The sequence below is a fragment of the Paraburkholderia sp. Clong3 genome (assembly GCF_050436485.1).
In the GTDB taxonomy this organism is placed as follows: Bacteria; Pseudomonadota; Gammaproteobacteria; order Burkholderiales; family Burkholderiaceae; genus Paraburkholderia; species Paraburkholderia tuberum.
Window position 1 is genome coordinate 759,664 of the sequence record NZ_JBNDMH010000001.1, and the last position, 18,878, is coordinate 778,541.

The 18,878-nt window shown below is 63.6% G+C and carries 20 protein-coding genes and 1 pseudogene; 1 reads left to right on the forward strand and 20 read right to left on the reverse strand.

The features are described from left to right. Nucleotides 1-4: 4 nt before the first annotated feature. The 19 genes from OKW30_RS03635 to OKW30_RS03725 all read right to left on the reverse strand — a co-directional run bounded on the left by OKW30_RS03635 (nt 5) and on the right by OKW30_RS03725 (nt 16,268). On the reverse strand, nt 5-1,333 hold the full coding sequence (locus OKW30_RS03635) for a FliI/YscN family ATPase (protein ID WP_429345987.1): 1,329 nt from the start codon (nt 1,331-1,333) through the stop codon (nt 5-7). Next, complete coding sequence (locus tag OKW30_RS03640) at nt 1,326-2,039, reverse strand: FliH/SctL family protein (protein WP_429345988.1); 714 nt, start codon at nt 2,037-2,039, stop codon at nt 1,326-1,328. Before OKW30_RS03640 ends, OKW30_RS03635 begins: the two co-directional genes overlap by 8 nt. Beyond that, nucleotides 2,036-2,602, reverse strand: coding sequence for a hypothetical protein (locus OKW30_RS03645; protein WP_429345989.1), 567 nt, complete (start codon nt 2,600-2,602; stop codon nt 2,036-2,038). The genes OKW30_RS03640 and OKW30_RS03645 overlap by 4 nt, the downstream gene beginning before the upstream one ends. Next, nucleotides 2,589-4,133 (reverse strand): flagellar basal-body MS-ring/collar protein FliF, encoded by a 1,545-nt coding sequence (fliF, locus tag OKW30_RS03650; protein WP_429345990.1) that lies wholly within the window; start codon nt 4,131-4,133, stop codon nt 2,589-2,591. The genes OKW30_RS03645 and fliF overlap by 14 nt, the downstream gene beginning before the upstream one ends. 13 nt (nt 4,134-4,146) lie before the next feature. After that, a complete protein-coding gene (gene fliE / locus OKW30_RS03655; protein WP_429345991.1) occupies nt 4,147-4,482 on the reverse strand; it encodes a flagellar hook-basal body complex protein FliE in 336 nt (111 codons plus the stop codon). After that, the gene (gene flgC, locus OKW30_RS03660; RefSeq protein ID WP_429345992.1) at nt 4,482-4,955 is read right to left on the reverse strand and encodes a flagellar basal body rod protein FlgC; all 474 of its coding nucleotides are present in this window, start codon (nt 4,953-4,955) and stop codon (nt 4,482-4,484) included. The genes fliE and flgC overlap by 1 nt, the downstream gene beginning before the upstream one ends. 4 nt (nt 4,956-4,959) lie before the next feature. Next, entirely contained in the window at nt 4,960-5,325 is a 366-nt protein-coding gene (locus OKW30_RS03665; RefSeq protein ID WP_429345993.1) for a flagellar basal body rod protein FlgB, read from the reverse strand. A 14-nt stretch (nt 5,326-5,339) separates the two neighbouring features. Next, on the reverse strand, nt 5,340-5,405 hold the full coding sequence (locus OKW30_RS03670) for a hypothetical protein (RefSeq protein WP_429346101.1): 66 nt from the start codon (nt 5,403-5,405) through the stop codon (nt 5,340-5,342). Beyond that, complete coding sequence (gene flgI, locus OKW30_RS03675; RefSeq protein ID WP_429345994.1) at nt 5,402-6,493, reverse strand: flagellar basal body P-ring protein FlgI; 1,092 nt, start codon at nt 6,491-6,493, stop codon at nt 5,402-5,404. The genes OKW30_RS03670 and flgI overlap by 4 nt, the downstream gene beginning before the upstream one ends. Beyond that, the gene (locus tag OKW30_RS03680) at nt 6,487-7,074 is read right to left on the reverse strand and encodes a flagellar basal body L-ring protein FlgH (RefSeq protein ID WP_429345995.1); all 588 of its coding nucleotides are present in this window, start codon (nt 7,072-7,074) and stop codon (nt 6,487-6,489) included. Before OKW30_RS03680 ends, flgI begins: the two co-directional genes overlap by 7 nt. Before the next feature lie 7 nt (nt 7,075-7,081). Continuing rightward, complete coding sequence (locus tag OKW30_RS03685; RefSeq protein WP_429345996.1) at nt 7,082-7,864, reverse strand: hypothetical protein; 783 nt, start codon at nt 7,862-7,864, stop codon at nt 7,082-7,084. Between the two features lie 9 nt (nt 7,865-7,873). Then, complete coding sequence (locus OKW30_RS03690; RefSeq protein WP_429345997.1) at nt 7,874-9,055, reverse strand: hypothetical protein; 1,182 nt, start codon at nt 9,053-9,055, stop codon at nt 7,874-7,876. A 57-nt stretch (nt 9,056-9,112) separates the two neighbouring features. Next, entirely contained in the window at nt 9,113-9,886 is a 774-nt protein-coding gene (locus OKW30_RS03695) for a flagellar hook-basal body protein (RefSeq protein WP_429345998.1), read from the reverse strand. Nucleotides 9,887-9,888: 2 nt separating this feature from the next. Beyond that, the gene (locus tag OKW30_RS03700; protein ID WP_429345999.1) at nt 9,889-10,611 is read right to left on the reverse strand and encodes a flagellar hook-basal body protein; all 723 of its coding nucleotides are present in this window, start codon (nt 10,609-10,611) and stop codon (nt 9,889-9,891) included. 47 nt (nt 10,612-10,658) lie between these two features. Beyond that, entirely contained in the window at nt 10,659-12,761 is a 2,103-nt protein-coding gene (locus OKW30_RS03705; protein ID WP_429346000.1) for a flagellar biosynthesis protein FlhA, read from the reverse strand. Continuing rightward, a complete protein-coding gene (locus tag OKW30_RS03710) occupies nt 12,758-13,828 on the reverse strand; it encodes an EscU/YscU/HrcU family type III secretion system export apparatus switch protein (RefSeq protein ID WP_429346001.1) in 1,071 nt (356 codons plus the stop codon). The genes OKW30_RS03705 and OKW30_RS03710 overlap by 4 nt, the downstream gene beginning before the upstream one ends. A gap of 2 nt (nt 13,829-13,830) precedes the next feature. Further along, on the reverse strand, nt 13,831-14,583 hold the full coding sequence (locus OKW30_RS03715; RefSeq protein WP_429346002.1) for a flagellar biosynthetic protein FliR: 753 nt from the start codon (nt 14,581-14,583) through the stop codon (nt 13,831-13,833). A gap of 4 nt (nt 14,584-14,587) precedes the next feature. Further along, nucleotides 14,588-14,854: a flagellar biosynthetic protein FliQ gene (locus tag OKW30_RS03720; protein ID WP_184058948.1), complete on the reverse strand. Its 267-nt coding sequence runs from the start codon at nt 14,852-14,854 to the stop codon at nt 14,588-14,590. Between the two features lie 235 nt (nt 14,855-15,089). Further along, entirely contained in the window at nt 15,090-16,268 is a 1,179-nt protein-coding gene (locus tag OKW30_RS03725; protein ID WP_429346003.1) for a tetratricopeptide repeat protein, read from the reverse strand. 284 nt (nt 16,269-16,552) lie between these two features. Between OKW30_RS03725 and OKW30_RS03730 the strand changes: the two genes are divergently transcribed. After that, nucleotides 16,553-17,260 carry an RHS repeat domain-containing protein gene (locus tag OKW30_RS03730; RefSeq protein WP_429346004.1) on the forward strand — a complete coding sequence of 236 codons (708 nt, stop codon included), beginning with the start codon at nt 16,553-16,555 and terminating at the stop codon, nt 17,258-17,260. Nucleotides 17,261-17,263: 3 nt separating this feature from the next. Here the strand turns inward: OKW30_RS03730 and OKW30_RS03735 are convergent. Beyond that, a pseudogene (locus tag OKW30_RS03735) lies at nt 17,264-18,840 on the reverse strand (IS3 family transposase). Between the last annotated feature and the right edge of the window lie 38 nt (nt 18,841-18,878).

The window sequence follows — 18,878 nt, forward strand, 5'->3', positions numbered from 1 at the left end:
CTCGTCATGCAACTTCCCGAAGCAAAGCAGCGAGCGCGTTGATGGTCGTCGCGCGCGGCGTCGTCGCATCAGGGGCCTGACGCAGAAAATCGATTAGCGCGGCGCGCTGTTGCAGCGCGCGATCGAGCGCCGGGTTGCTGCCTGGCGCGTAAAGCCCCGATTCGACGAGCGTGCGCGACGCTTCGTACGCTGCAAGCTGCGCGACGGCTTCGGCGGCGAGCCGCCGTTCGTTGGGCTCAGCGACGTACTGCATCACGCGGCTAATGCTTCTCGGCACCTGAATCGCCGGGTAGTGACCCTGTTCGGCGAGTTCGCGCGTCAACACGATATGGCCGTCCAGCAGCGCGCGCATCGTCTCGGCCATCGGATCGTCGATGTCGTCGGTCTCGGTGAGCACGGTCATCAGCGCGGTGATCGCGCCACTGTTCCTGATTGCGCCGCACCGCTCGACGATTTTCGGCAGCGCGGCGAACACGCCCGGTGTGTACGCGCGAACGGTCGGCGGCTCGCCGGCGGCGAGGCCGATCTCGCGCAGCGCGAGCGCATAGCGCGTGACCGAATCGAGAAGCAGCAGCACGTGCGCGCCCTGCGCACGAAAATACTCGGCGAGCGACAGCGCCACCTGCACGCTGCGGGCGCGCATCACGGCAGGCTGGTCGGAGGTTGCGACCACCATCGTGGAGCGGGCGCGCGCGCTGTCGGACAGCGCACGCTGCCAGAACTCCTCCGCTTCGCGGCCCCGCTCGCCGACGAGGCACAGCACGCAGACGTCGGCTTCGACGTGGCGCGCGAGGCTCGCGAGCAGGGTCGTTTTGCCGACGCCGCTGCCCGCAAAAATGCCCACGCGCTGGCCGACGCCAAGCGTTAGCAGGCCGTCGAGCGCGCGAATGCCGGTCTCCAGCGGCTCGACCGGCGACAGGCGATCGAGCGGCGGCGTGCAGACGCCGGCGAGCGGCCATGAGGCGTCGTTCGCGGGAAGCGGTGCACCGCCGTCGAGCGGCCGGCCCAGGGGATTGACGACGCGTCCGAGCCAGCGTGGCCCAACGGGGATCGTTGCTCCCACTCGCATCGCGCATACCGGGTCGCCAACGCAGATCCCTGCCGTCGACGTGTACGGCGCCAGCGTGACGCGGCCCACCTCGACCTTGACGACTTCCGCCTCGCATTGCTGCGGACCCGGCGCGCCGAGTGAGCAGCGCGAGCCGAGCGGCACGCCGGGTCCGTCCGCTTCGACGAACGTCGGCATTACGCGCGTGATCGCGCCGACCCGGGTCGCCGGATCGACCTGACGCATTGCGGCAAGATAGCGGTGGAGCGAGGGACGGTCAGTCATCGGCGCGAAGTTCGTCGAGCGTGCGATTGAAATGCGAGAGCTGCCGCGGCAGGCTCACGTCGAGGCGGCCGAGTGTCAGATCGATCAGGCACGCGCCGGCAGCCAATTGCGGATCGGCGTCGACCGTCAGTGCGGTATCGCGCGTGAGCGTGGCGAATGCGTCGCGCAGCGCATCGGCGTCAGGAAAGTCCTTCGCGGACACGCGCACGCCGATCGCCGACCCCGCCGCGATCTGCGCGAGATGATGGCGCGCGGTTTGCACGACGAGCGCCGCACACGCAGTGGTGTCGCCGAGGGTTTTCCGCAGCGCGGCTTGTGCGACATCGAGCGCGAGGCTTTCGACTGCTTGCAGGCGGTCGCGCAACGCAGCGAGCGCCGCGTCGATGCCGGCGACGAGTGCTTCGATCCGCTGCACGTGATCGAGCTTGACGCGCGCTACCCCCTTTTCGATGCCTTCTTCGATGCCTCGCTGATAGGCGGCGCGTTCCCGTTCCTCGAAGTCGCGGATTTGCTCGGCATGCGTTTGCGCGAGTTCCGCCAGCTCGCGTCTGAGTTCGTCGATCTGTGCGTTGGTTTGGAAAGCATGCTGAACTTGCACCGGCACGTGTTCGGACGGCTCGGCGGCTACGGCAACCAGCGTGGCTCGACCGAGCGTCTTGCGTCCGCTGCCCAGCGTGACCTGCGCGGCTTTCAGCAGCAGACTCATGCGGACCGCCCCATCCAGCGGCGAAGCTTCTGGTGGAGCCGCAATGGTTCGACCTGCGGCGGCTTGCCGTCATCATGAGAGATATCGCCGAGTTGCGCGCTGGCTGTGAGCGCCGCGGCCTGCAGCGCCGTACGCGCGCGCTCCGTGATGTCATATGCACGCCCATGTGGCGCGAGCATTGCGCGGCGCTCGGGCGGCAACGCAATGATCACGGCCTCGCGGGTCGGTGCGTTCACGCAAGACATCAACCGGCAAAGCAGTTCATGCGGCAAGGTCTCGGCGAAACGCGCAAGCCGTGATGCGGAGAGTCGCGCGTCTTCAGGCGAATGGCCGTCGCTGGCAATCGCAACGCGGTCATCCGTCGCCGGGGCCGTCATCGCCGCCACCAGATTTCCGGGTGCGACGCGCGCCGCGTCAGCGAGCAGTGGTCGCAAGCGCGCGCGCTCGTCGTGCGAGAGCGCGCTCCAGATCGCCTCGATATCGTCGATCGCAAGCCCGCTCAGATCGGCAACCGCGCGCCTCAGACGGCGTTCGCGCGATGCGTCGCGCTCAGGCGTGGCCATGCTGCTCTCCTTCTTCGGCGAGCAGCGCACGCAAGCGCAGCACGTAGGCTTCGCGCTGATGCAGACTCAAAGCACGTGACGACGAGCGGCGGGAAGCACGACGCCGGCGCATCGCGAGCAACGCACCAATGATGCCGACGAGCAACAGGGCAGAGCAAACGCCGGCGGTCGGATGACTGGCCATCCATTGCGCGAGGTGTTCGACCACAGCCTCCACGTGCCGTGCGTCGGCGTCGCGTGCAGCGGAATTTGCGACGGCCAATGCGACGGGTTCGGATGCGTCGCGAATCGTGGCGCCGGCCTCCAGATCCGCGCTCGCGTCGGGCTCGACTGGTGCCGCAACGCCGGCGTTCGCGGGCGTCGTTTGCGCAACCACACTCGTCGCTACGTCGCCGGAGTGACGCACATAGATAGACAGCACATCACCGCGCGCCGCGTCGAAACCGATCGACGCGCCCAGCATCGCGTTTATGCGTGCCATATCGTCTTGCGGCAAGGCATAGTCGAGCACGATGCCGACTGATAGCCGGCGGATCGAACCGGGTTCCGACACGATCTGCTCGAGACGGCGATCGGTCTTTGTCCCCTCCACGGAGGGCATTGCGGGCAGCGGTGGCGTGCCAGCGGGCGGCAACGCATTTGCGTTTTTCGTTGACGGTAGCGGCGGCGTGGCGCTGGCCGCGCCGTCGGCGTTGACGATGGGCCGGGTGACACCCGACTCGCGCGTCGTGCGCGTCTGCGCGAAGTCAAGCGCCGCGTCGACGCTGACGCTCACATGACCGTCGCCGACCAGCGGCGCAATCTGCGTAAGGATCTTACGTTCGTAGCGTTGCTCGATCGCCTGCTTCAACGTGAAGTGCGGGTCGTCGGTCATCGCGTTTTCGCCGGCTTTCGTGCCCGCGACGCCGCCGCGTTGATCGAGCACAGTGACGTCGTTGGCGGACAGCTCGGGCACCGCTGCGGCCACGAGCCGCTGGATGCCGCGCACCGTTTCGGGAGCGAGCGCCTGGCCGTCGCGCATGAACAGCGCGACCGAGGCCTTGGGCCGCGCCGCATCGCGCCGGAACAGCGACGACTCGGGCAGCGTCAGATGCACGCGCGCGAGGTCGATCTCGTCGAGCGTCATGATCGTGCGCGCGAGTTCGCCTTGCAACGCGCGCTGATAGTTGACCTTCTGCGCGAACTCGGTGAGGCCGAGATCTGAGTTATTGAACAGCTCGAAGCCGACCGCGCCGTGCAGGCGCAGATCGCTGCTCATCAGCTTCAGACGCAGTGCGCGCGTATCGCCGGCGGGCACCAGAATCGCGGAGGTCTCGTCGTCGATCCGGTAGGGTACCTTCTGTTTGTCGAGTTCGGCCACGAGTGCGGACGCGTCCTGCGGCTTCAGATCGCGGAACAGGACCTGATAGCCGGGCCGTGACAGGAAGAACGCGGCTGCCATCGCGCCGCACAGCAGCAGTGATAGCGCGCCGACCATCAAGAATTGCCGCTCGCGCGGCGCATCGGCAAAAAACGACTTGAAGCGGGACATGCTGGCTTCCATTTCAGAGTTGCATCCGCATCAGTTCCTGGTAGCCCTCGACGAGGCGCGAGCGGATCTGCAACGCGAATTGCAGCGATATGCGGGCCTGTTCGAGCGCCATCATCACTTGATGCGGCGGCAGGTCCGCGCCGAGCGCGAAGTCGGCAATCGCTGCATTGGCGGTGCTGACCTGCGTGTCGACCGATTGCAGGCCATCGACGAGTAGAGCGCCGAAGCCGGGTTGAGTGGTCGCGCCGAGGCCTTGCTCCACTTGCGACGCGAGCGACGGCGCCAGGCCGGTTTGCCACGTCGGCGCGAGAAAGCCCGGTTCGAGCGCGGAGATGACGGCGATGCTCATCAGTGGCTCCCCATTTCGAGGGCACGCATATACATCGAGCGTGCCGCGTTGAACATCACCGTGTTGGCTTCGTACACGCGCAACGTCTGCACCATGAGCGCCATCTCGCCGGCATGATCGAGACCGGCGTAGGACACGAAGCCTTTCGCGTCCGCGTGCGGATGCGACGGGTCGTAGACGAGGCGCGGCGGCGCGTCGACCGTCTCGATGCCATACGTCTGCACGCCCCCGAGCCCATGCGTGGTGGGAAGTCCCGCGGCGCTGTGCGCACCGGGCGTGCCGCCGTTGCCGAGCAGACTGGGGAAGTCCCCTGCGGCCAGGCGCGGCCCCGACACGAGCCGCAGCGGCTGATAAGACGCGCCGCTTGCCGTGCGCGTCGTGCCCGCATTGGCCAGGTTCTGCGCAATGACTTCCATGCGTTGGCGCTCGACGTCGAGTCCGGAGCGCGCAATCGCGAAGATGGAATCGGTCATCGGTTCAGCCTCCGCCTATCGCGAGTTTCTCGATCTGCATCGTGCGATCGAGCATGCCGGCCAGCATCGCGTAGCGTGCCGAGGTTTCAGATGCCGTAGCAATTTCGTCGTCGATTCGCACGGTATTCGAGGCGAGCGGCAGCGGCGCGTCGATGCGAGGCGCGACACCCGCGACACGCGCGAGCACGCTGGCCGGCGTGTCGCCGGGGTGCAACGCGGCGGCGTCGCGCAAGGCATCCTCGAACGACACCCGCAGCGGCGTGAAATTCGCCGAGCCGGCGTTGGCCACGTTCTGCGCGGTGGCCGTTTGCCGTGCGAACAGCCCGTCGAGGGCCTTGCCGGCGATGGCGGCGACGAGGTTGAGCGTCATAGCGGTTCCTCCTGTTATTGAACGATGATGTCGGCGTGCAACGCGCCCGCCGCCTTGATGGCTTCGAGAATCGCGATCACGTCGCGGGTGCTGACACGACTGCGCGAGAGCGCTTCGCTTGCACGAGTTCGCCGACCGAGCCGTAGGGGAACGTTGCGGCGACGGTCTGGCCGGGTTCGTCGACGGAAAGATCGCTGTTGCCGATCACGAGGCTGCGCACACCGCGGCCCGCAATGCCGATCTGCTCGGGTTGCGACGCCGAGTATTCGGTCGTGACCGTCACGCGAATGTCGCCGTGCGAAATCGTGATCGGCGAGATGTGCGTGTCGCCGCCAGCGACCACGGTGCCCGTGCGTTCGTTGATGACGACACGTGAGCCCTGATCGGGCACGACGCCGAGCGTCTCCACGCGCGCTACGAAACTGTTGAGCGCGCTGCCTTCACCGGGCGCGCGGATCTGGACGGTTTCCGCGTCGAGCGAGCGCGCGCTGCTGGCGCCGAACGCCTGGTTGATACGCTGTGCGATGCGCTCTGCCGTGGTCGCATCCGCGTTGCGCAGGACGAAGTTCAGATAGCCGTCCTGCGTGACGAGCTCGGCGCGCACCGGTACTTCGACGATCGCACCTTGCGGCACGGTACCGACCGTCGGATGATTTTTCTGGCGCAGATTGCCGTTGGCGTCGAAGCGGTAGCCGCCGACCGTTATCGGTCCTTGCGCGAGTGCGTACGTCTTGCGGTCGGGGCCGCGCAGCGGCGTCATGATCAGCGTGCCGCCCGACAGGCTTCGTGCATCGCCCATCGACGTGACGTTGATGTCGATCCGGTCGCCGATGTTGGCGGTCGGCGGCAGCGAGGCCGTAATCATGACCATGGCGACGTTGCGGCTCTGGATCTGGTCCTGGGTCAGATTCAGATCGAACTGCGACATCATGTTCATCATGGCCTGACGCGTGGCCTGATTGCGCGGCGTGTCGCCCGAGCCCGCGAGACCCGACACGATGCCGTAGCCGACGAGCATGTTGTCGCGCCAGCCGAGAAAGCGTCCGAGGTCTTTGAGGCGCACTTCATTTGCCGCGTGCGCTGGACCGCTGCCCGCGGCCATCGCGCATACGAGCAGCAGTACGGCCTGGATGACCCGCATCGTGCGAGAAGAGAGCCGCATTACCATAAGCCCAACCATGCGAGAAAGCGGGGAATGAGGCCGGGTCTCGACCGATCGGTGATGAAGCCTTCGCCGACGTAGTCGATCTTCGCGTCCGCGAGGCGGTTCGACTGCACTGTGTTGTTCGCGGCGATGTCGACCGGACGCACGCGGCCTTGCAGATGGATGCGCGTCTTTTCGCCGTTGACGTCGATGGCCTGTTCGCCGGCGACGATCAGGTCACCATTCGGCTCGGTCACCTCCACACGCGCGCTGATCTGCGCGAGCAAACGGCCCGTGCGCTGGATCTGTCCGCGTCCGCCGTAGCTATCGCCGAGGCCGATCTGCGCAGCATTGCTGCCGGCCCACATCGTCGACACGTTGCCCTGCACCGCCACGTTCGTTTTGGTCGACGTGTCCGCAGTATTGCTCGCGGTCGAGTTCTCATAGACGAGGATCGTGACGATGTCGCCCGGGCGCGAGGCGCGGCGGTCCGAGGTCAGCGACTGGTAGGCGTCGCTGTGGAAGAGGTCGGCGGCGTGGGTGGGCGTGAGCGCGCACCAGGCGATGCCTATCGTTGCCAGCGTTGAACGGATCTTGGGTTGCATGACTGAGTTACTTCGACAGCGAGGTGGTAGCAGGAATGGCCACGATGTCGTGATCGCCTGTCGCGATCATGGTTACGCGGCCACTCGCGCTGTCCGTTAATGCGATGCCGGTTCGCCAGACGGTGACGGCACCCGTTCGTACGACGGCCACAATGCGTTCGCCGCGAATGACCTGGGCGAGACGTTGTGAGGGGATGCCGGTTATCACGTCGCCGGGCACGAGGTTTTGAGCCGCACGCGCGACGCGCGCTTTGTCGTCGTAGTGAACACCACGTGTAACCGCGTCCCGCGGGCAAGCGATATCACGCACGCCGTCGAACGTGATTGCATCTCCTTTCGAGAGATCACGAAGTAGTTCGACGCAGCGTGCCGCCGGCACAGACCGGACTTCGCGCGCTGGATCAGGCGTAGCGCGAACAGGTCGGCTGATGATGACGGCCGGTTGTCCGTCCTGCGTCGCAAGCCACGGCGTGAGAGCCGGAATCTGCCGTCGGGCCGCTTCGGTCAGACGCCGCGGCTCGATGGCAACACTCGCATCCGCTTCGCGTAACCTTGCGACGACGAGATCGGCCGCCTGCTTTTGCAAGGCGACAGGCAAAGCGCTCACCTCCGCGACATCGCCGAATCGCACTATGCTGCTGTCGAAGTCGGCGACGTTTCGGAATGTCAGCGTTGTACTGGACGCGTGAACCGCCGCGCTCGCCGCCATGCAGGCAAGCGCGATGGCTAACGGGTCGAGCCGGCGAAAACGGATAGGCGACATGAGATCGGGCACGCCTGGATTGAACACGGGGCGGCCTTATCTGATCGTGAGTGCGAAGCCGGCGACGACCTCACCGAACGGAAACGTCGACCAGTTGGTGTAGTTCAGTACTCCACCAATTTCCTCGCCTTTGGGGCCGTAGAACCGGCCGCTGATCCGTCCGGTCGATGGATAGCCGTCGTTCGATTTGAGATCGCACGAGAACGCGTCGTTGACCACATCGATGTGGGCGTCGCAGGTGAACAGAGGCGGTGACATTTCGGCTTCCGCCACGCTCCAGTCATTTGCCACTGAGATCTTGGTCACCTTCGGCACCTGAAAAGAGATCTTCCTCGCGTCCATATCGGCCACGCCCTGAATAACAGCCCCGGCGAGCGGATAGCTCGGCGAGCCTACCCAGTCGGTCTGATAGCGCAACTTGCCGACCAACGCTCCGGCATACGTGCGCGAGTGAATCTGGCCAAAGTCTTCCGGGCGAGTCTGGCTGCCAAATGCGAATCCGCCCGATGTGACCCAATAGTCGGTGACGTAGATAGCGGTTTGGCTCGCCTCCCAGGCGCCGGCCGCGACATAACCGCTACCGTTCTGTCCGCGTACGAGCGCGAACCTCAACGGATTGCCGGATGAGATGTCGTAGTTGATGCCGAGGATCCGCTTCTGACTATTTATCAGGGAAACCACGAGTTCGTCGAATGACGGCGCGGTCGGTGCACCGTCGACGCTGGCCGTGGCCGGCATGCTTGCGCCGATCTGCGAAAGATAGCCGCCGGTGACCGATGATTTGGAAACCAGCCGCAGTTTGATATCCCCGGAAACCGGGTTCGTAATCGTATCGATCACAGCAACAGGGTCTGGCGGGAAGGTATAGCTGAGCTTCGAACGAGCGTTCATCGCGACGCTTTGCACGCCTTCGATGGACCCGAGAGGGAGGTCGGCGATCTTCACGTAGCCCGGCGTCGGCGGCCCGACTTCGGCGTCGGGCGGGGGCGTCGCGCCTGCGTTGTCGGGCGGTGAGGTTGGCTCGCCGGGTAGCGTCACCGCAGACGTTTTCGGGGCGGACGCGTCGACGCTGCCCGAATCGCGATCGGGATTCGACGCCGCGTTTTGTTCGCTGGCGTTGGACGAACTCGCATTGTCCGAGTTACCTCCGCCCCCGCAGCCGATGAGAGTGAGCGTGCAACACGCTGCGAGCAGCGTTTTTTTGAACGTAAATTGCATGGTGTGTTTTTGGGTTCGTCCCACTGTTGAATGTCGGTCGATGCATTCCAGCGCTGATTACCGCTTCAATCCATTCGCAATCGCCATCAACTCATCGCCGGCCTGCACGAGTCGCGCATTCGACGCATACGCACGCTGATACAGCATCAGACTGACGAGCTCATCCGACAGCGACACGTTCGAGGCTTCGCTGAATCCTTGCGCCAGCGTCCCAGCGTTGTCTTCGCCGGGACGCACGCGGCTGACAGTGATCCCGTCGTCCTGAATGCGATAGATTCCGTCGCCGGCCGATTGCAGCGCGCGCACATCAGTCGGCATCACGAGTTCGATTTCGCCGAGATCAATCGGGTCGGTCTGGTTCGGCAGAACCGCCTGCACCTGGCCGGTCGCCGAAATGGTGATGCTGGAGGCGTCGCGCGGAACGGAAATCATCGTTTTGAGCGGCAGGCCGTTCGACGCAGTCAGATAACCGTCGGCCCCGACGTGCAGCGTGCCGCCGCGCCACAACGTGGCCGGTCCCGAGTCCGACGCCAGTTCGATGAAGCCGTCGCCCCGAATCGCGAGATCGAGCGCGCTGCCGGTCGGGCGCAACTCGCCCGCCGTGAAAACGTGCAGCGACGGGTCGGCCGCCACGCCCGCGGCGATGGTGACGGTTTCGTTGGCCGGGGCGCGGCTGAGTGGGGCGGCCGCCGACGTCAGCAACTCGCTGAAGGACACCGTGCCGCGCTTGAACGCCGGTGTGTTCATGTTCGCGATGTTGTTCGCGGTGACGTCGACGGCTGTCTGCTGCGCGTTCAAGCCCATCGCGCCGATATAAAAAACGTTGTTCACGCTTACATGTCTCCCAAACGCTGCAAAACGGCGCCGACCATGTCGTCGTACGCATGCACGAGCTTCTGGCCGGACTCGACGCGGCGCATTGCCTCCATCATCTGCATCATGTCGTTACCGAGCGCGACGTTCGACGATTCGATAAAGCCCTGCGCGATGTGCGGCTGTTCGGCGTCGACGGCCTGCGCGTCCGTGGCATGGAACAGGCCGTCCGCGCGGCGCTCGAGTTGGGTCGGATCCGTAAAAGTTGCGACGCGTATCACGGCCGAAGGCGTGCCGTCGTCAATCAGCGTGCCGTCGCTGGCGATCTGCCAGTTGCCCGAACGCAAGACCACGTCGCCGCCACCCGCGGCTTGCAACGCCCAACTCTGAGCCGTGACGAGACGTCCGTCGGCATCGCGCTGGAATGCGCCGAGCCGAGTGTAGGCCGGACCGCTCGCTGTCATGACCTCGAAGAAGCCGGAGCCGCTGATCGACAGATCGAGCGGATTGCCGGTGTGGACCAGCTTGCCGGCGGAGAAGTCGGTGGCGATGCCGGTTGGCGGCGGCGCGAGCATGGCAGACACTGGGACCGTCCCGGTGCGTCCGGCTGCCAGCACGTCGTCGAACGCGATCTGCCGCTTGTAGCCGGGCGTGGCCACATTCGCGAGGTTTTGCCCAGCGGTTTCGATCCGGCGCGTTTCGTGCGAGATCAGGCTGGCCGCGACAGTCATCATGTTATCCATCAGGAATCCGTTTCAATTTGGCAGGCAGGTGGCAAGCTGCTCGACACTCAGGCGGCGAGCGCTGTAGCGTTCGAGGGCTGCGCGGCGCGCGCGGGAGCCCGAGCCGCAGTTGCGTCGAGACTGACCATCGCGAACGATCTCAGGCTGATCGAGTGCGGAACCTCGTTCATCGACAGCACGGCGAGCCGTGGCGCAACACGATGCGTGAAGGTTTTCAGATGACGACGAATTTCCGGGCGGCACAGCAACGCAGGTTTGAGGTTCTGCCGCATCATCGCGTCGACCTGCGCGGCGAGCCGGGCGAGGAAGCTTTCGGCCAGACGCGGGTCGAGCACGAACGCGCCTGCGCCGTCAGCACCCTGCAGGTTCTGCACGATCGCGTTTTCGAGCGCGGGGTCGAGCGTCAGCACCGCAAGCGCATCGTGATCGCTCTGGATTGCCTGACAGATGCCGTGGCCGAGCCGCTGGCGCACACGCTCGCTCAACGCGGCAGGGTCTTTTTCATGCCGACCCGCGTCGACCAGCACTTCGACGATCAGGCCGATATTGCGGATCGCGACCTGCTCGGTCAGCAGATTCTGCAAGACGTGCTGCACGTCGCTGACGGCGAGCACGTTCGGCACGAGTTCCTCGACGAGGCCGGGTATGCGTGAACGCACTCCTTCGAGCATCGCAACGACTTCGGTGCGCGACAGCAACGCGGGTACGTTGGCCTTGATCACCTCGGTGACGTGCGTGATCAGCACGGTCAGCGGATCGACCGCGGTGTAACCGAGCGAGCGCGCGCGCGACAGGTCGGCCGTATCGATCCATACCGCGGGCAGCCCGAAGGCCGGATCGTGAGTGGCGATGCCGGGCACCTTCTCACCCTTGTCCGACGAGTGAATGGCGAGTGTTTTTTCCGGATACAGCGTTGCCTGACCGAAGCGGTCTCCGAACAGCAGGATCCGGTAGTCGTTGGAGCCAAGCTGCGCGCCGTCGCGGAACACCACGGGCGGAATGGACACGCCCATCTCGGCCGCGTACTGTTTGCGAAACGCCGCGATGCGTTCGGCCAGCAAGCTTTGCGTCGGGATCCATGCGGACGTCAGCGCGGCGCCGAACGACACTTCGACGGCCGGCAGATCGGTGGCCTGGGTGGCCGCGGCCGCGTCGCTGTCGTCTCCGTCCGTCGCGGCCTGGTTATCCGGCGCCGCACTTCGTTTGCGGCGCGCGATCCACCAGGCGCAACCCGCGATCGTTGCAAGGATCAGCACGGGCCACTTCGGCATGCCCGGCAGCGCGAGCAGGCCGGTCAGCGCGACCATGACGAGGATCTGTATCTTCGGGAATTGCACGAGCTGACGCAGCACCTCGTTGCCGAGTTCCCCGTCCGCAGACGAGCGCGTGACGATGATGCCGGTCGCGACGGAAATGATCAGCGCGGGCACCTGCGTGACGATGCCGTCGCCGATCGTCAGCAGCGTGAAGGTCTGCATTGCCTGGCTGAGCGGCATGCCCATCTGCGCGACGCCGACCGCCCAGCCGCCGAGAATGTCGATCAGCAGGATCATGATGCCGGCTACCGCATCGCCTTTGACGAACTTGCTCGCGCCATCCATCGAGCCGTAGAAGCCAGCTTCCTTTTCGAGCGCCTTGCGTCGGCGCTTCGCTTCGTCCTGATCGATGAGACCCATGTTGAGGTCGGCGTCGATACTCATCTGCTGGCCGGGCATCGCGTCGAGTACGAAGCGCGCGGCGACTTCCGACACGCGCTGCGCGCCGGTCGTGACCACCACGTATTGCACGACGATCAGGATGAAGAAGACGATCAGGCCGATGACGAAGTTACCCTGCACGACGAATGCGCCGATTGCCGCGATGACCTGGCCCGCTTCGGCGCCGGACAGGATCAGACGGGTCGCGGCGATGTTCAGCGACAAGCGGAACAGCGTCGCGATCAGCAGCAGGGAAGGGAACGTCGAGAACTCGACGGGTCGCGACACGTAAAACGTCATCAACAGGATCGTGAACGCGAATGCGAAATTGACGATGATGAACAGGTCGAGCGCCCCTGCCGGAATCGGTGTAAACAGCAGCAACAGGATCGCGACGACGGCGAAGACGAGCGCGAGGTCGGAATGATTGCGCAGGCGGGATCGAAGCGTCATGCGGACATCACCTGCGACGGCGCACGTCGCGCCTGCAAATACATCGCCGCGGTATCGCGATACAGATCGCCCGGCACCTCGCGTTCGAGCACTGCCTTGAAATAGAGCGCGCGGGCGAAACGTGGCGACTCGATGACCGGCACGCCATAGATGAAGGCGAGCTTCTTCAGACGCAGTGCAAAATCGCCGGCCCCTTTGGCGACGACATGCGGCGCGGCCATCCGTGACGGATCGTATTTCAGACCGACCGCATAATGCGTCGGGTTCGCGACGATCACGTCCGCACTACGCACCGCCTTCATGCTGCGCGAACGCTGCAGCAATTCGCGCTGCAACTGGCGGCGCCGCTGCTTGATGCGCGGATCGCCTTCGCGCTGCTTCATTTCCTGCTTCTGCTCGTAGCGGCTCATACGCATCTTTCTCGCGAATGAGCGTCGCACCAGCACCTGGTCGAGCAACGCGAACACCGACGCGGCCGCGAGCAGCATGAAAAGCAGGTGGACGCCGCTAGCGAGCAGCGTCTGCGCAATGCGTATCGCGGACAGGTCCTCATGTGCGAGCGAGACGGCCGCATCGACGATCGTGAAACGGATGATCGCCACATAGACGACCATCTTGAAGCATGCCTTGGCGGCTTCGATCAGCGTCTGTATCGAGAAAACACGCCTGAGACCTTGCACCGGATTCAGCTTGCTGGTGTCCAGCCTGAGTGCGCCGGGGGCGAACAGGAAGCCGGTCTGCATCAGCGCTGACAGTAGCGCGCTACCCATCGCAATCGCAATCAGTGGCGCAACCGCGTGCGCGCCCTGCAGCAGCAGCGCCGCGCACGCGACCAGCATCGCACGGCCGCCTGCGTCGAGTGACGCGGCTTCGCTCAGCGCATGAGCGCCGAGCGAAGCGAGACGTGCCGCCATTTCTCCGCCCCACACTGACAGGTAGCCGGTACTCGCAAGCAGGCCGAGCACCATGCCGAGTTCCTGGCTGCGCGGCACCATACCCTTCTTGCGCGCCTGCTCGAGCTTGTAAGCGGTGGCCTGTTCCGATTTGTTCTGTTCCGTATCCGACATGACTAATCCAGGGACGGTACGAAAGTCAAGGCGTGCGTCAGCAAACGCAATGTTGCAGGTGCGAGTAGACCCGCTGATAGCGCGATCATGACGGGCGTCGCGATGACTTTGATTTGCAGACCCAACATCAGTGCGTTCATTTGCGGCAACGCGCGGGAGAGAAAGGCGATCGCTACATCGATTAGAAACAGTGTGACCATTGCGGCCGCGATGACCGACAGACCCGTGCCGAGCGCAATGCCGAAATAGCCGATCAGCGCATCGGGAGTGACGGCGACTCGCGCGTAGCCAACTGGTATGACGCTCGTTAGCGCCATCAAAAGCCGTACCAGCTCGAGATGACCGCCCGAAGCAAAAAACAGCAGGCCCGCGACGAGCGTGAGTATCGTGCCGAACAGCGGCGCCTGTGCACGCGAACCCGGATCGATCACCATCGCGAGACCGTAACCGGCCTGGACGTCGAGCACGCGGCCAGCAAACGTTAGCGCGGCAAACGCGGCCTGGAACGCGAAGCAGATCGCGAGGCCCAGCATCAATTCGGCTGCAGCGGCGATGAGTAGCGCTGCGCCGTCCATGTAGACGTCGGGTGCAGCGCTATGTGCCAGACATGCGGCGAGCGCCAGCACGAAGCACACGCGGACCCGCGCGGGCACCTGCGTTTGTGAGAACGGCGGCGCAAGAACGAACACCGGGCCGATTCGCAACGAAAGAAGAAGAACGCCGAGCGTCCAGCTCGTGCTGGCTTCAATTGTCATTGCGTTAGCCCAGATCAGGAATGCTGCGGAAAAGCGACGCTGCGAAACCGGTAAGACGCGCGAGCATCCACGGGGCGAGCGAAACCGTCACGATGACGGCAACCGCGAGCTTTGGCACATAGCTCAGGCTCATTTCCTGCAGCTGCGTGACGACCTGAAAGACACTGATCAGCAGACCGACCACGAGCGTGGCAATAACAATTGGCCCCGCAATGAGGAAGCTGTTCCAGAACAGCTGCGTCATCATTTGGATTGCCTGGTCGGCCGACATGGATGAGGTCCCGTGTTTAAGTGGGCCGCATTATGAAGAGTTTTCTTTCGAATTGGAAGTTGTGAAATTGAAAAAAATAGTGAGGCAAACGAATGAAAATAGTGAGGCAAACGAATCAAAAACGAATGTAATCAGAGAGGTAGGTGCTTATATCAAAATAGTCGATCGTCACGTATTTTTAGGACAAGTTCTATTTCGCAGATGATCGACCATTCGCGAAACATTAGGCGTTTGCCTATTCCAGTTCTTGTGACGATTTGTTAAGGGGAGGGGTCTTATTGCTCCGGGTCACCCTTCTCGCGATCGCTTTTGCAAGCGTATTGCCTTGTGGGTCCAAGGGCCGATTCAATGCCGCATCAAGGACTTGACTCGCTGTAGTTTGATCGCCTGCGGAGGTGCTGAGCAGACTCTTCGCAAGCGCGGCAGACAGACACTCGGGGTCCAGCCGCAACGCCACCTTCGTGTGCGCACGCGCCTCGTCGAGTCTGCCTTCGCGCAGCGCCACGATGGCCAGTGCGCCTGGGGCTTCGGCAAAACCGCGATCTATGTGAGCGCCTTGTTCGAAACGCGACCGCGCCAGTTGTAGATCGCCATTGAGCAAATGGGCCCAGCCGGCCGCAATCCAGGAGCCCGCATGGGTGCGGAACGATTCGGATGGGGCGTCGATGTGTTGCGCGGCCTGCTCGAAGCGGTGCTGTTCGAGCAGCACGAGCCCTGTGCCGAGAAGCGCGCGGCTGTGTGCCGGCTGGATGCGCAGTGCCTCCGCGAACAGCGCCATAGCGTCGAACTCGCGGCCTTCGCCGAGTGCCAGCAAACCACCTATGGCGAGACCGTCGGGAGAGCGCTTTGCAAGAGACGCGAACTGTTGCGCGCTGTCGGGATGTCCGGCATCGAACAAAGCAGCGGCGAGGAGTCCGCAGACTTCGATGCCGGTCTCCGGATGATCCGCATACCGCTTGCCAACTTCGATGACCTCGTCGAGGCGGCCTTGATGGTGAAGCGACCGCATTTGGAGCGTGATGGCTTGCGGAATCGTTGTCAGCACGCCTTCATCCAGCAGCGCTAGCGTTTCGTCAAAAGCGCCGAGCATGGCGTGCGCATAAGCTTTGTTATAGCGAATCGCGGGATGGCTTTCACCGTCCGGTAACGCGGCGAATGCCCGGAGCGCGTCCTCGAATTTGCCACGAGCCATGGCACACAGTCCACGCAGATGCATCGACTCCGGCGGCACCGCACCGAGCGCTTGCTGACGTGCGAGCAGTTCATCGCACCGTTCGAATTGCTGTGCGTCGAATGCGCACGCGGTGGCGTCTCCTAGCAACGACAGGTTGTTGGGGTCGGACTCAAGGAACGCAAGCAGCCGGGTCAGTCGGGCAGATGCCAAAGCAACGGCGTGTTCGGAAGTGGAGTTCATTTGGCGTCGGGTGTTCGCTGCGTCGGTGGACAAAGCCGAAAGTGAGGAATCGGAAGTGAGTAGCCCTTTTCTAGCATAGCAGTCTGGAATTGCTGCGGGATCCTTATTGCGAGATCAGGCCGGCAATCGCCGCCACAATTTATGCTTCATCGCACGCAAGGACGCACGAGATCCTGAGCGCCTGAGATTTTCGCTAAACAGTTCTAAAAATCTTCGGACAACTTGTTCGGAAGCGGTTCGGGAAACCAATCGCGCAAGGCTTAACGAACAGGTACGGGGCATAGATGGTAGCGATCGTTACGGGCAATGGTTTGGGTTTGCAGTCGTCGTCGGCATTGGGGCTTGGAGCCCATGGCCAGGTCGGCAATGCGGCATTCGGGCAGACCGGAGAGCAGCTCTATGTGAACGCGGCGAACGGCAATCTGGTGATTCAGGATCGTGACCAGTTGCTGCTCGGCCAGGGGGTGAACAGTTCGATCTACCGCGCCTATAACAGCCTCGGACAGTTTGCTGGAGACAACTGGCGCCCAGGCGGATCGCGCACGGTGGATGGCCTCACTGGGACGCTGAATAGCATAGGCAGTACGGTAACCCTGACAGACTGGGATGGTTCGAGTACGGTGTACGAGTACGATGCGTCGCGCCAGTTGTATGTGTCGACCGCGTGGCTTGGCGCCAGCGTTGTCCAAGGCGACTTTGAGCCCGGCTATGCCGATGCTACTGGCACAGGGGCGTACGCGACGCTGTCCTTTGATGAGGCGACCCGCAACTGGCAGTGGAACGACGGAAACAACGGGCTGAGCGAGCTTTACGATGCCACGCGAGGCGGCAGGCTCGTGTCAACCCGCGACAGGGACGGCAATACGGTCGACTACGCCTACAACGCCGCAGGGCAGCTCGCGCAGGTAACGACTGCAGGGGGCGACGTCACCTATCTCGACTACAACGCAGCCGGCGGAAATTTTCAAGCTAGTTGTCGCCTCAACGAATAAATTTCAGGCGGCCTTTCGCTCCAGATTGCGGCGTTGTTGATGGATGCCCTGGTCATCGATGCGATCAGGGTTCAGATGCACAGCATCGACGCGCTGCCAGTTGCGCGTGCGGCCCTTCCATCGAAGCGGATTGCGCTGCCGAGCACTCGCGTAAAGCGCCGTGCGTCGTTCCAGAATATCCTGATCGAGGTTGGCATGACGCTGCGCGGGCGTCACAAACCGGATTGCGCTGTGACGATGCTCATCGTTGTACCAGCGCACCAGTGCGCCGACCCAGGTACGTGCGGCCAGCAGGGTATCGAACGCTTTGAGCGGGTAAGCGGGCCGGTACTTCAGGGTCTTGAACAGCGACTCGGAATAAGGGTTGTCGTTGCTCACGCCCGGGCGACTCAACGACGGCATGACGCCCAGCGCCTGGAGGGTGGCGAGCATCGTCGCGCCTTTCATCGGGCCGCCGTTATCCGAATGCAGAATCACCTGGTTGGGCCGTATCGCTTCGCGCGCGCAGAGGTCCCTGAGGACTTCGCTGGCCAGTACGCTGCTTTCCTCGGCATAGACCTGCCAGCCGACGATCTTGCGACTGAAGACATCCAGAAACAGGTAGAGATAAAAATACTGTCCACGGATCGTCGTCGGCAAATACGTGATGTCCCAGGAATACAGCTGGTTCGGCGCGTCGGCGCAAACTGAACGGGGTTTGCTGCGAGCGTGGGCCGGCCGTTCGCTGCGCCGGTGGGCGAGTTGCTTCTCGGCCTTCAGTACCCGGTAGAACGTCGATTCGGAGGCAATATAGCGTTGCTGGTCTGCCAGTCGCGGCACGATCTGGCTTGGCGGCAGATGACCGAATTCGGCCGAGTTCGCGACTGCCAGAAGCTCGGCGCGTTCCTCGGCAGAGAGCTTGTGGCGCGGCTCGTGGTGCCGTAACGAGCGCCCGTCCATCGCGTCAGGCTCGCCCCGCTGCCAGCGCTGAACTGTGCGCGCGCTGAGCCCCAGAATCTCGCACGCGTGCGCCTGCCGAGCCCCGGCCAGGGTCGCCTCGTTGATGAGGCCGATCAATGCCTTGCGCTCTTCAGGGGCCGTCATTCGGCCTCGTCCCCGAGGAGCGCGCGGTACTTTTTTTGCAGCACCAGTAGCGCCGCAGCTTCGGCCAGCGCCTGCTCCTTGCGCTTCAGTTCGCGCCGCAGTTGAACATTGGCCTGCTTCAGATCCCGTACTTCCTGGGCGCTCTCACGTCGGCTACCGGCTGCGCCAACGGCGCAAAAATCCGCTCGCCACTGCGCGAGATGATGCAAAAACAGGCCGCGCTCCCGACACCAGCCGTTCAATGCTTCGTCCGCCAGGCCGTGGCTCTCCTGCAAGGCAATCAGGCGTTCTTCCAGCGACCAGTCTTCCGGACGCCTTGTGTGCCCAGAACTCGAGCTCCGGTTCGCGGCGGCGGTGCCTCTCATCCAATTCCTTAATGTCAGTACGTTCACGTTCAATTCGTCAGCCACGGCGCCAACCGTTCGGCTCCCGCGCTGCAGAACCTTCGACAGCGCCTGCTCCTTGAACTCAACAGAATACGTTTGTTTCGTCTTCAACTTGTACCTCTGACTCTTCTTGATAAGAAAGTTCAGAG

Excerpts from the sequence above, each read along its gene's own strand:
- OKW30_RS03635 (WP_429345987.1), bottom strand. The coding sequence starts at position 1,333 with ATGACTGACCGTCCCTCGCTCCACCGCTATCTTGCCGCAATGCGTCAG.
- OKW30_RS03640 (WP_429345988.1), bottom strand. The coding sequence starts at position 2,039 with ATGAGTCTGCTGCTGAAAGCCGCGCAGGTCACGCTGGGCAGCGGACGC.
- OKW30_RS03645 (WP_429345989.1), bottom strand. The coding sequence starts at position 2,602 with ATGGCCACGCCTGAGCGCGACGCATCGCGCGAACGCCGTCTGAGGCGC.
- fliF (WP_429345990.1), bottom strand. The coding sequence starts at position 4,133 with ATGTCCCGCTTCAAGTCGTTTTTTGCCGATGCGCCGCGCGAGCGGCAA.
- fliE (WP_429345991.1), bottom strand. The coding sequence starts at position 4,482 with ATGAGCATCGCCGTCATCTCCGCGCTCGAACCGGGCTTTCTCGCGCCG.
- flgC (WP_429345992.1), bottom strand. The coding sequence starts at position 4,955 with ATGACCGATTCCATCTTCGCGATTGCGCGCTCCGGACTCGACGTCGAG.
- OKW30_RS03665 (WP_429345993.1), bottom strand. The coding sequence starts at position 5,325 with ATGACGCTCAACCTCGTCGCCGCCATCGCCGGCAAGGCCCTCGACGGG.
- flgI (WP_429345994.1), bottom strand. The coding sequence starts at position 6,493 with ATGGTAATGCGGCTCTCTTCTCGCACGATGCGGGTCATCCAGGCCGTA.
- OKW30_RS03680 (WP_429345995.1), bottom strand. The coding sequence starts at position 7,074 with ATGCAACCCAAGATCCGTTCAACGCTGGCAACGATAGGCATCGCCTGG.
- OKW30_RS03690 (WP_429345997.1), bottom strand. The coding sequence starts at position 9,055 with ATGCAATTTACGTTCAAAAAAACGCTGCTCGCAGCGTGTTGCACGCTC.
- OKW30_RS03700 (WP_429345999.1), bottom strand. The coding sequence starts at position 10,611 with ATGGATAACATGATGACTGTCGCGGCCAGCCTGATCTCGCACGAAACG.
- OKW30_RS03705 (WP_429346000.1), bottom strand. The coding sequence starts at position 12,761 with ATGACGCTTCGATCCCGCCTGCGCAATCATTCCGACCTCGCGCTCGTC.
- OKW30_RS03710 (WP_429346001.1), bottom strand. The coding sequence starts at position 13,828 with ATGTCGGATACGGAACAGAACAAATCGGAACAGGCCACCGCTTACAAG.
- OKW30_RS03715 (WP_429346002.1), bottom strand. The coding sequence starts at position 14,583 with ATGACAATTGAAGCCAGCACGAGCTGGACGCTCGGCGTTCTTCTTCTT.
- OKW30_RS03720 (WP_184058948.1), bottom strand. The coding sequence starts at position 14,854 with ATGTCGGCCGACCAGGCAATCCAAATGATGACGCAGCTGTTCTGGAAC.
- OKW30_RS03725 (WP_429346003.1), bottom strand. The coding sequence starts at position 16,268 with ATGAACTCCACTTCCGAACACGCCGTTGCTTTGGCATCTGCCCGACTG.
- OKW30_RS03730 (WP_429346004.1), top strand. The coding sequence starts at position 16,553 with ATGGTAGCGATCGTTACGGGCAATGGTTTGGGTTTGCAGTCGTCGTCG.